This is a genomic window from uncultured Roseibium sp. (assembly GCF_963675095.2).
Classification (GTDB): Bacteria; Pseudomonadota; Alphaproteobacteria; order Rhizobiales; family Stappiaceae; genus Roseibium.
The window spans coordinates 15,808-27,195 of the sequence record NZ_CAXXSJ010000038.1 but is presented as its reverse complement, the minus strand read 5'-3'; the positions used below and the strand labels follow the sequence as shown (position 1 = coordinate 27,195).

Annotated in this window: 8 protein-coding genes and 1 pseudogene; 4 read left to right on the top strand and 5 right to left on the bottom strand. The window is 60.0% G+C overall.

Going from position 1 to position 11,388, the window contains the following annotated elements; translation table 11 throughout:
- Positions 1-206 precede the first annotated feature (206 nt).
- The 4 genes and pseudogenes from ABIN98_RS14925 (at position 207) to ABIN98_RS14910 (ending at position 6,267) form a co-directional block, all read left to right on the top strand.
- Complete coding sequence (locus ABIN98_RS14925; RefSeq protein WP_346911182.1) at positions 207-1,499, top strand: TolC family outer membrane protein; 1,293 nt, start codon at positions 207-209, stop codon at positions 1,497-1,499.
- Between the two features lie 274 nt (positions 1,500-1,773).
- Positions 1,774-2,538, top strand: a complete 765-nt coding sequence (locus ABIN98_RS14920; protein ID WP_346911180.1) for a DUF2497 domain-containing protein — start codon at positions 1,774-1,776, stop codon at positions 2,536-2,538.
- Between the two features lie 176 nt (positions 2,539-2,714).
- Positions 2,715-5,571: pseudogene (locus ABIN98_RS14915) on the top strand (valine--tRNA ligase).
- 165 nt (positions 5,572-5,736) lie between these two features.
- Positions 5,737-6,267: a DUF2155 domain-containing protein gene (locus tag ABIN98_RS14910; RefSeq protein WP_346911186.1), complete on the top strand. Its 531-nt coding sequence runs from the start codon at positions 5,737-5,739 to the stop codon at positions 6,265-6,267.
- 63 nt (positions 6,268-6,330) lie between these two features.
- Here the strand turns inward: ABIN98_RS14910 and aat are convergent, their stop codons facing one another.
- The 5 genes from aat to ABIN98_RS14885 form a co-directional block, all read right to left on the bottom strand.
- On the bottom strand, positions 6,331-7,011 hold the full coding sequence (gene aat / locus ABIN98_RS14905) for a leucyl/phenylalanyl-tRNA--protein transferase (RefSeq protein ID WP_346911179.1): 681 nt from the start codon (positions 7,009-7,011) through the stop codon (positions 6,331-6,333).
- A gap of 36 nt (positions 7,012-7,047) precedes the next feature.
- Positions 7,048-8,394 (bottom strand): acetyl-CoA carboxylase biotin carboxylase subunit, encoded by a 1,347-nt coding sequence (accC, locus tag ABIN98_RS14900; protein ID WP_346911177.1) that lies wholly within the window; start codon positions 8,392-8,394, stop codon positions 7,048-7,050.
- A 13-nt stretch (positions 8,395-8,407) separates the two neighbouring features.
- Positions 8,408-8,875 (bottom strand): acetyl-CoA carboxylase biotin carboxyl carrier protein, encoded by a 468-nt coding sequence (gene accB, locus ABIN98_RS14895; protein WP_346911175.1) that lies wholly within the window; start codon positions 8,873-8,875, stop codon positions 8,408-8,410.
- Between the two features lie 224 nt (positions 8,876-9,099).
- Entirely contained in the window at positions 9,100-9,900 is an 801-nt protein-coding gene (locus ABIN98_RS14890) for a DsbA family protein (RefSeq protein ID WP_346911173.1), read from the bottom strand.
- A gap of 76 nt (positions 9,901-9,976) precedes the next feature.
- Entirely contained in the window at positions 9,977-11,308 is a 1,332-nt protein-coding gene (locus tag ABIN98_RS14885; protein WP_346911171.1) for a M48 family metalloprotease, read from the bottom strand.
- Between the last annotated feature and the right edge of the window lie 80 nt (positions 11,309-11,388).

The following is an 11,388-nucleotide window of genomic DNA, read 5'->3' as shown; positions in this document are numbered from 1 at the left end:
TTTGTGTTCTGACAGAACTGCGGAGTTTCGGATGATCCCTTTCTGGCTTGCCTCCGAATTTGAGTCCTCAGCCCTGGTAAAAAGTATGGTGACCGCGCAGGGAGCAGCAGGTGGCATTGGGTTCTAGCAAGAGATCGGCAGCTTTCCGTCTCGCAGCAGCTTTGGTTTCGGGAACGTTGTTTTCTGGTGTGGTTATTTCGGGCGCCATGGCCGAAACGATCGAAGAAGCTCTGGCTTTCGCCTATTCCAACAATCCGACCTTGAATGCAGCGCGCGCCGAACTGCGCGGTGTCGACGAAAATGTGCCGCAGGCACTCTCCGGCTGGCGGCCGACAGCAACCGTGTCAGCCGATGCCGGATGGACCCGCTCAAGTGCGCTCGGCACGGAAGCCTATCGCAACAACGCAAGCATTTCGCTTTCTGTCAGCCAGGCTCTGTTCCGCGGCTTCCGGACCGTCAATTCCACGCGTCAGGCGGAATCGATCGTCAAGGCGCAACGTGAAAGCCTGAGTTCGACGGAACAGGACGTTCTGCTTTCTGCCGCACAAGCCTATGTGGATGTTATCCGCGACACGGCGCTTGTCTCCCTGCAGCGCAGTGACCTGCAGTTCCTGGCCGAGCAGGTTCGTGCCGCGAAGGATCGGTTTGATGTCGGGGAAGGAACCCGGACCGATGTCTCCCAGGCCGTGGCGCGTCAGGCGGAAGCCCAGGCGAACCTGAATACGGCAATGGCGAACTTGAATACCAGCCGGGCCATCTACCGGCAGGTCGTCGGGATTGAAGCCAAGAACCTTTCCGCCAACACCACGATCAATGCGCTGGTTCCCGGTTCGATCGAAACCGCGCTGCAGGCCAGCGAGACGGCCCAGCCGCTGATCCGGCAGTCGCAGCATCTGGTCGATGCGGCGATTTTCAATACCAAGGCGATCGAGGGCGAACTTCTGCCGACCGTCTCCCTGAACGGCAATGTAGCGCGAAACTGGCGTCCGTCCACCACGGTGTCGCAGTCCAATTCCGCCACGATCTTTGGTTCGGTGAGTATCCCTCTCTATCAGGGCGGAGGGGTTTCGTCTCGAGTTCGGCAGGCAAAGGAAGAGCTGGGCCAGGCCCGCTTGCAGCTGGATGTCGTGCGCGATCAGATCCGGGCCAATGTCATTTCCGCCTGGGGCAACTATCAAGCCGCCAGTGCGTCGATCAAGGCCGCCAAGGCTGCGGTTGAAGCCCAGCAGCTTGCGCTGGAAGGTGTGATCGAGGAACAGCGCGTCGGCCAACGGACGACCCTGGACGTTCTGGATGCCCAGCGGGAGTTGGTCAACCAGCGCGTGGGACTGGTGACCGCGCAGCGCAATCGGATCGTCGGCGGCTATCAGCTGGTGTCGGCCGTCGGCAAGCTGGACGCTGTCACTCTGGGACTGAAAGTCGCCCAGTACCGGCCGCAGGAACACTACAAGGCCGTTCGCGACAAATGGTTCGGCCTTCGGACGCCGGACGGCCGCTAAGCCGGATCACGGCCGCACCGGTTCGGGACCGGGCGGCCGAATTTGTTCATTGCTCGCAAGGCTTTCCTAACCAACGCCATCGGAAACGCTCCAATTGTGCCAGGACACGTGGCAGAATTGCGCATGGAATGAACCAAAAAAGGGGATAAGGCGGTCAGTTTACGGACTGTTCCTTTTCGCTGAGCTATTTCGCCTTCTATAATTTCGGTTAATGAATCGTTCAGACATTTTCTGGGCGATTCGGGTAGTTGCCGATTTGTATCTGGGGGTATTCATGGCAAAGGCGAGCCAGGCTGCAGAGCCGTCGATGGAGGAAATCCTCGCATCGATCCGCCGCATCATCTCGGATGAAGAAGAGCCCGGCAACGACTCCAACGACGCGCCGCAGGCATCGAACCTGGAAGACAACCCCGTAGAAATCGAGGCGGCAGACGATATGGGCGACGGGTCCGAAATGTCCCAGGACGACCTGGACAAGCTTTTCGATATGGACGATGGCGGGGACGAGACAACCGATATCACCGCCGAAGACGATCTGGACGACATGGCCGCGGCCATGGCCGATGCGGAAGCCGACGTCGAAGAAACGGAAGAAGACGATGTCCTCGAATTGACCGAAGAACTTGCGGTCGATGAGAGCGATATTGCCGTCATCGATCCAATGACTGACTCGCTCGTCGACAATGACATTGCATTCGTAGAGCAACCGGACGTCGATGAAGACGAGCCGGATCTGGAAAGCATTGCAGCCGCAATGGAGCCGCCTGAAGTCGAGATGAAGACGGCTTCCATACCGGATTTCGATCTGCCGGACGTGGAAAAGGACGGCCCTCTGACCTCGGACCAGACCGGTGAGGCGGTACATGCAGCCTTCGATAACCTGTCCCATATGTTCGTGGGCGGAAATGCCCAGACGGTCGAGGAGCTGGTTCGTGAAATGCTGCGCCCGATGCTGAAGGCGTGGCTCGACCAGAACCTGCCGGGCATGGTGCAGGAAATGGTGCAGAAAGAGATCCAGCGCGTGACCAGGCGGCGCTGACCGTCCGTCATGCCTGAAGCGAACGCCGCCGCAAAAAGGCGGCGTTTTTTGTTGGATTACCGCTTCCGGGAGCAAATTGGCCATTTGGCGGATTTGGCCTGTTGACTTGCCCGGTCTGTTCCGATTTACACGAGCGGTTCCAAGAAAACACCCGAATGATCCATTGAGTACCCCATATGCTTGACAAGACCTATGACGCGGCTGGCGTTGAGCCGCGGATTTACGAAACCTGGGAAAAGGCCGGAGCCTTCAAGGCCGGCGCCGGAGCCAAGGATGGAGCCCCGTCCTACACGATCGTAATTCCGCCGCCGAACGTAACCGGCTCGCTGCATATGGGCCATGCGCTGAACAACACGCTTCAGGACATTCTGGTCCGGTTCGAGCGCATGCGTGGCAAGGACGTTCTCTGGCAGCCGGGCATGGACCATGCCGGCATCGCCACCCAGATGGTGGTCGAACGCCAGCTGATGGAACGCCAGGAACCGGGCCGCCGGGAGATGGGCCGTGAGGCCTTCGTCGAGCGTGTCTGGTCCTGGAAGGAAGAATCCGGGGGCATGATCTTCAATCAGTTGAAGCGCCTCGGTGCGTCCTGTGACTGGAGCCGGGAACGGTTCACCATGGACGAGGGGCTGTCGGAAGCGGTTCTGAAGGTCTTTGTGGAACTCTACCGCGAAGGCCTGATCTACCGCGGCAAGCGACTGGTCAACTGGGACCCGAAATTCGAAACCGCGATTTCCGATCTCGAAGTGGAGAACAAGGAAGTCGACGGCCACATGTGGCACTTCAAGTATCCGCTGGCCGACGGTGAAACCTATGAGTATGTCGAGAAGGACGAAGACGGAAACGTGACCCTGCGCGAAACGCGCGACTACATTTCCATCGCCACGACCCGGCCGGAAACGATGCTCGGTGACGGTGCCGTCGCAGTTCACCCGTCCGATGAGCGCTACAAGCCGATCGTCGGAAAGCTGTGCGAAATCCCGGTCGGACCCAAGGAACACCGGCGGAAGATCCCGATCATCGTCGACGACTATCCGGATCCGGATTTCGGCTCCGGCGCGGTGAAAATTACAGGCGCGCACGACTTCAACGACTATCAGGTCGCGCGTCGCAACAACATCCCGCTCTACCGTCTCATGGATACGATCGCATGCATGCGCGACGATGGCCCAGCCTATGCGGAATGCGCAGATCAGGCCAAGGCGATTGTCGAAAGCGGCACGTTGCCGGACGCGGCGGAGGTCGATGCCATCAACCTGGTGCCGGATGAATACCGGGGTCTCGATCGCTATGTGGCGCGCGAACGGATCATCGCCGCGATCAACGCCGATGGCCTGGCGGTTACCGTCACGGATGAAGACGGCAACGAAGTTCCGTTTGTCGAGAGCAAGAAGATCATGCAGCCGTTCGGCGACCGCAGCCACGTGGTCATCGAGCCGATGCTGACCGATCAGTGGTTCGCGGACGCCAAGACGTTGGCGGAACCCGCGATCGCCAGCGTTCGCGAAGACCGCACCCGGTTCGTGCCGAAGAACTGGGAAAAGACCTACTTCGAATGGATGGAGAACATCGAGCCCTGGTGTATTTCGCGCCAGCTATGGTGGGGCCATCAGATCCCGGCCTGGTACGGACCGGACGGCGAGGTGTTCGTTGCCCATGACGAGGCGGAAGCCGCTTCGCTGGCCGAGGCGCATTACGGAAAATCCGTTGAGCTGACCAGGGACGAAGACGTTCTCGATACCTGGTTCTCGTCCGCGCTCTGGCCGTTTTCCACGCTCGGCTGGCCGGACAAGACACCGGAGCTGGACAAATACTTCCCGACGTCGGTCCTGATTACCGGTTTCGACATCATCTTCTTCTGGGTCGCCCGGATGATGATGTTCTCGCTGCATTTCATGAAGGAAGAGCCCTTCAAGGATATCTACATCCACGCCCTCGTCCGTGACGAGAAAGGGCAGAAGATGTCGAAGTCCAAAGGCAACGTCATCGATCCGCTGGCGCTGATCGAGGAATTCGGCGCCGATGCCCTGCGTTTCACGCTGGCGGCCATGGCGGCCCAGGGGCGGGACATCAAGCTGGCGACCAGCCGTGTTGCCGGCTACCGGAACTTCGCGACCAAGCTCTGGAATGCCGCGCGTTTCGCCGAAATGAACGGCTGTGCCCGTGTCGAGGGATTTGATCCGTCGTCGGCAAAGCTGACGCTCAACCGCTGGATCGCGACCGAGGTCGGCCGTTGCATCACCGAAGTGACCGATGCGCTCGTGGGCTATCGCTTCAACGAGGCCGCCGGCGCCGTCTATCGTTTCGTCTGGAACACCTATTGCGACTGGTTCCTGGAACTCGCCAAGCCGGTGTTCAACGGCGACGATGAAGCGGCCAAGGCGGAAACGCGGGCGACCGCAGCCTGGGCACTGGACGAAGTCCTGAAGGTGCTGCATCCGTTCATGCCGTTCCTGACTGAAGAACTTTGGGAACGGCTCGGTGAGACAGGTGCGAAAGCCGATGGCCTGCTGATGCAGGCAAACTGGCCGACCGCCGCACTGGCAGATGAGGCAGCCGCCGGAGAAATCAACTGGCTGGTCGGGCTGATCTCCGAGGTCCGGTCCGTGCGGGCGGAAATGAACGTGCCGGCAGGCGCAAAGGTGCCTGTGCTGATCGTCGGCGCGGGCGATGAAACGAAAGCCCGGATCACGAGCCCATGAAGCCGCGATCCTGCGTCTTGCACGGGCTGAAAGCATCGCGCTTGCCGATACGGCGCCCGCAGGTGCCGCGCAGATCATCGTCGGCGAAGCGACCGTTTGCTTGCCGCTTGCCGGCATCATCGATCTCGACGCGGAACGCGGACGCCTCGGCAAGGAAGCCGACAAGCTCGGTGGCGAAATTTCCCGGATCGAAAAGAAGCTCGGCAATCCAAAATTCGTCGAAAAGGCGCCTGAAGAGGTCGTTGAAGGCGAGCGGGAGAAAATGGCGGAGTTCGCGGAGCGATTGGAAAAGGTTCAAGTCGCTCTGAAACGATTGGCCGAAATCGGCTGATCGGGGCAGCCTTCCGCGATTTGCTTTGGAAAGGCCCGGCCAGGACGCTTGTCTTTTCCGGGCCTTATTCCGATGTTAGAGCGCTCGTCGTATGAACACATCCGACGGGAATCGGACGGCGACATGAAGTGGCAGTTTGGGTCTAGGCGGCAATCAGGGACGATCATGAAGAAGTTCTCCGGATATCTGGCTCTTGCGGGACTGTCGCTGATCTTGGCTGGTTCGGTCACGTCCCAGGCCCAGGAAGCGGAGAAAATCTCCAATCCGGTTGCCGTTTTTTCGGGTCTCGACAAAATCACCGGCCGGATCATTTCCTTCGACGTTTATATCGGTGAGACGGTTCAATTCGGTGCGCTTCAGGTGACGCCGAGGGTTTGCCACACACGGCCGGCGACCGAGAACCCGCTGACGACGGCCTTCGTCCAGGTCGATGAAATCACGCTGAACAATGAGGTTCGACGGATCTTTTCCGGATGGATGTTTGCCGACAGCCCGGGTCTCAATGCCGTCGAACACCCGGTTTACGATGTCTGGCTGACCGGCTGCAAACTTGCGTCCACCGTACCGCCGCCGGCCGATTATTCCGGTCCGCCGATCCAGGAAGGCGCGGAAGAGGGGCAGGATCCGCTCGCCGGTCCAGACGATGGTGTCGATACCGGTCCCGGTATGCCGAGGAAAAAGCCGTTCCAGGAATGACCGGGACCGAATAAGCCCGCGAGAAAAGCGTTTAGGCTGGCGATGGGATGAAACCAGCCGGGCTCAATCCGCCTGCCACTTTGCCAGGACATCCAGCACTTCCGCGCCGGTCGCATTGGTCGGAAAGGCCAGAAAATCGCCTTCCAGCTGCAGAGCCTCGTTCAGGAGGCGGTTATACTCCGCCTGCGGGACTTCGATCGCACCGAACTTGCTCAGGTGGTCGGTCACGAACTGGGTGTCGAGCAGGCTGTACCCGCCAACGACCATCCGTGCGACCAGATGGGCAAGGCACACCTTGGAGGCATCGGTCGACCGGGTGAACATGCTTTCGCCGAAGAAGGCGCCGTTGAGCGAGACGCCATAAAGGCCGCCGACCAGTTCCCCTTCCTGCCAGGCTTCCACCGTATGGCAGTAGCCCATTTCGAAAAGGTCACCATAGAGACGGCGGATTTCCCGGTTGATCCAGGTTTTCCTGCGGCCCGGCATGGGGGCTGCGCAGGCGTCGATGACCGCCTGGAAATCGGTGCTGATGCGGATTTCGAAGATGTCGGAGCGGATCGTGCGCCGAAGCCTGCGGGGCAGGTGAAAGCTCTCAAGCGGCAGGACGCCGCGCCGTTCCGGCTCTAGCCAGAACAGGCCGGCATCTTCCGCTGATTCGGCCATGGGAAAGAGGCCGCAGGCATAAGCTTTCAAAAGCACCTGCGGCGTAATTTCCATTACGATGTCGTCGCTGTGACCCGCCATTCAAGGCACTTCCTTCAAGGACAAAGTCCCGGAGGGTCAGTCGGCTTTCCCGGCCAGATACTTCTCCAGCCAGTGAATGTCGTACTGACCGTTCGCGATGTCCTGATTGTCCACCAAATCGCGGAACAGCGGAAGGGTGGACTTCACCTCGTCAACCACGAATTCGTCGAGGCAGCGGCGCAGGCGCATCATGCATTCCACCCGGTTGCGGCCGTGGACGATCAGCTTGCCGATCAGGCTGTCGTAGTAGGGCGGGATCTTGTAGCCCTGATAGACACCGGAATCGACGCGCACGCCGAGGCCGCCCGGCGGATGATAATAGGTGATCATGCCGGGAGACGGCGCGAAGGTGCGCGGGTCTTCGGCGTTGATCCGGCATTCGATGGCATGACCCACGAATTTGATATCGTCCTGGGTCATGTCGAGGCTGCCGCCGGCGGCGATGCGGATCTGTTCGTTGACCAGATCGATGCCGGTGATCATCTCCGTGACCGGGTGTTCCACCTGCAGACGGGTGTTCATTTCGATGAAATAGAACTCGCCGTTTTCATAGAGGAACTCGACCGTGCCGACGCCCCGGTACTTCAGCTTGCGCATGGCGTTGGCGACGATCTCGCCGATCCTGTTGCGCTCTTCAGTGTTCAGGCAGGGAGAGGGGGCTTCTTCCAGCACCTTCTGGTGGCGGCGCTGCAGCGAGCAGTCGCGTTCGCCCAGATGAATGGCATTGCCCTGGCCATCGCCTAGCACCTGGATCTCGATATGCCGCGGCTGGCCGAGGTATTTCTCCATATAGAGCGCGTCGTCGCCGAAGGCGGCTTTCGCTTCCGTCCTGGCCGTGGAAAGCGCTGAATCGAGATCTGCCTCGGTCGCCGCGACCTTCATGCCACGGCCACCGCCGCCGGCCGCGGCCTTGACCAGCACCGGATAGCCGATTTCCCGGGCAATCGCATGGGCATCGTCACTGGGCGTGACCGCTCCGTCCGAACCGGGCACCACCGGAATGCCAAGATCCCGGGCGGTCTGCTTGGCCTGGATCTTGTCGCCCATGATCCGGATGTGTTCGGAGGTCGGGCCGATGAAGACGATGTTGTGGGCTTCAAGGATTTCGGCGAAGCGGGCGTTTTCCGACAGGAAGCCGTAGCCCGGGTGGACCGCGTCGGCGCCGGTGATTTCACAGGCGGCCAGAAGCTGCGGAATATTGAGATAGCTGTCGCGGGCAGCGGGCGGTCCGATGCACACGCTTTCGTCGGCGAGGCGCACATGCATGGCATTCGCATCCGCCGTGGAATGAACGGCCACTGTGGAAATGCCGAGTTCCTTGCAGGCACGCAGGATACGCAGGGCAATTTCGCCGCGATTGGCAATGAGGATCTTGGAGAACATCGCGGATGCGCTCCTATTCGACGATGATGAGGGGTTCGCCGAATTCGACCGGCTGGGCGTCTTCCACGAGGATCTGCTTAACGGTCCCGGACTTGGTTGCCGGAATGTGGTTCATGGTTTTCATGGCCTCGATGATCAAGATCGTCTGACCTTCGGACACCTTGTCGCCGACTTCGACGTACTTCTTGGCACCCGGTTCCGGAGCGAGATAGGCGGTGCCGACCATGGGGGAGGTTATCGTGCCCGGATGCGGTCCGGCATCGGCCGCAGGAGCTGCCGGTGCGGCTGCAGGCGCTGCGGCGGGAGCCGGAGCAACGGCCGGCGCAGCCATTGTGACCGGAGCATCGATGTGCAACTGGCGGGCGACCCGAATTCGAAAATCGGCCTTTTCCAGTTCGATCTCGGACAGGTTGGTCTCATCGAGAAGGAGTGCAAGGTCGCGGATCAGGTCCGTTTCAGATTTCTTTTTATCTTGTGACATTTCTCAGGACTTTCCTGGTTCGGGTCGTTTAGGGCGCATCGTTTCGGTGTCTCGTTCCGTAAACCAATGCTGCCTTTATTAAGTGCGCCATCGCGTCTGGAACATCAGCGCAGAAACTCGATGGTCCGGCATCATTTGAGCCGGACCAATTCCATGCACCTTATAAGGAGTCAACAGGATAAGGAAAAGACCTGATTGGACCAGACCTTATCGAGAAACAATATTCAGCAGGTCGTCTCGCCGCAGTTTTTCAAAGCGTCGATCTTCGCTTTCAGCTGCTCGTAGCCGACGGCGCCGGGAATGACTTCATCTCCAATCACATAGGATGGAGTTCCGGTCAATCCGAGGCGGTTGGCAAGGGTATAGGATTCCTCAATCGTCCTGTCGTTTTCGTCTGTGGACATGGCGCTGGCGATCTCTTCGGCAGACAAGCCGACATCGGTTGCCGCCTTCAGGGCGCTGTCCTTGTTGGCCCGGCCTCGGGTCATGAGCAAAGCCTGATGAAAATCGGCGTATTTTTCCGGAGCGAGTGTGTTGACCGCGATAGCGACCTTGGCGGCTTCAACCGAGCCTTCTCCAAGAACGGGAAACTCCTTCAAGACCATACGCAGCTCAGGTTCTTCCTCCAGGAGCCTGGCCATGTCGCCGAAGGCGCGTTTGCAGTATCCGCAATTGTAGTCGAAGAATTCCACCAGGGTGATGGATCCCTTAGGGTTGCCGAGAACGACCTGGCGTGCGGAATTGAAGAGAATGTCGGAAGATTCGCTCAGGACCGTTCTTCGTGCCGCTTCCTCCGCCGCCTTCTGGCGCCGGTCCAGTTCGGTCAGGGCTTCGGCAATCACCTCAGGGTTCTGGACCAGGTATTCGCGGACGATCTTCTCGATAGCACCGCGATCCATGTCTTCGGCTGCCGCATTGCGGGCACCGAACAGGACCGCGGTCAGTGCCAGTAGCGCGCTCAGGGCCAGTACGGTCAGCCGAATGGCGGCAGATGGGGCGCTGATTGCGCGTGATTGAATGGACATTCTGTTCTCCTAAAGCCGCTTGTCTCCGCGGCTGTCTAGACGTTTGGCGCTCAGCATCGGGCCGATTACAAGTGGATCAGCGTTTCCCGAGGTTTGGCGGTTTGTAGGACACAATATCATCAGCTTGAAGCCATGCAGGCGTTCCGCGCTTCAATTTCTTTTGAGCTCGGGCCGCATATCGTTTCGCCGCCTCGAAATCACCAGAGACCATCAGCCCTTTCGCGGTTGAAAGGTCGGCGTCCGCCTGTTTGCCTTGCCGGGCCTGAGCGATGGCGAGCTGGCTGAAGCCGATGCGCGAATTCGGGTCCTGCTGGATCCCTTTGCGCAGAATGCGTTCAGCTTCCGGGAGCGCTGATGCGTCGTTGGATCCGACGAGAGCATAGCCAAGCCAGATCAGAAGCAGTCCTTCGTTCGGCCGGAGGGAAACCGCCTTGCGGAACGGTGCAACGGCCGCCCGCGGATCGCCGCCTTCGAGGAGGATCTGTCCCTTGAGTTCATAAAGATACGGATTATCGGGAAGTTGCCGGATCAGCGAGTCGACATCCCTGATCGCATCCCGGCGCCTGGTTTTCATGGCCGCGATGGCGCGGGCGTACTGGGCGGGGAGGCTGGAGTCAGAGCGCGGATAAGCGCGCGCAACCGCGTTTGGGTGGCTGGTGAAGGCGAACAGTTTCGCTTTGACCATATCATGCCGGAACTGAAGGGACGCCGGATCCTTCTTGTTGAAGTAAGGACTCTGTCCGGCTGCTGTCTCCATCGAACGATAGCGGTCCCTCGCCATGGGGTGGCTGACCGCGTACGGATCGACAAATTTGGCGGAGAACATCTGTTCGTCCGCGAAGCGCCTGAAGGTCGTCAACATTCCCTTTCCGCTTTGTCCGGTCGCCTCGAGGTATCGCAAGGCGGCCTTGTCGGCTGCGGCTTCCTGGCCGCGCCGGTAGGCGAGGAAGGACCGTTGCCCGATTGCGCCGCTGCCTGCGGCGGCGGCAACGCCGCCCTGGGAGATCCCTCCCTGTCCGGAACTCGCGCCGGCTGCGATTGCGCCTGCCCCCAGGAGCATGCCGATCACCGACATGATGGCCGCATTCGCGGCCGCGCTGCGCAGCTGCACCAGATGGCGGCCGGCAATGTGGCCGGTTTCGTGGGCAATGACGCCGATAACCTCGTTCGGCGTTTCCGATTCCATCACGACGCCGACATTGATGAACATCCGTCCGGAATCGGGAACGAAGGCGTTATAGCTCTTGTCGTTGACCAGAATGATGTCCGGCTTGGAACTGGCGATGCCGGCCACCTTGAAGATCGGCAATGCGTAGTCCCGCAGGAGTTCTTCCGTCTCCGCATCGCGCACCAGCGGAATTTTTCTGCCCTGCGCCTGGGCAGGGGCGGAGAGAAACGGAAACGACACCGCAAGCGCCATCGTCGCTTTAATGACCCTGCTGCCGACTGCTCGACCGCGTCGGAGGGAGCGTCGGTTTTTGTGAACGC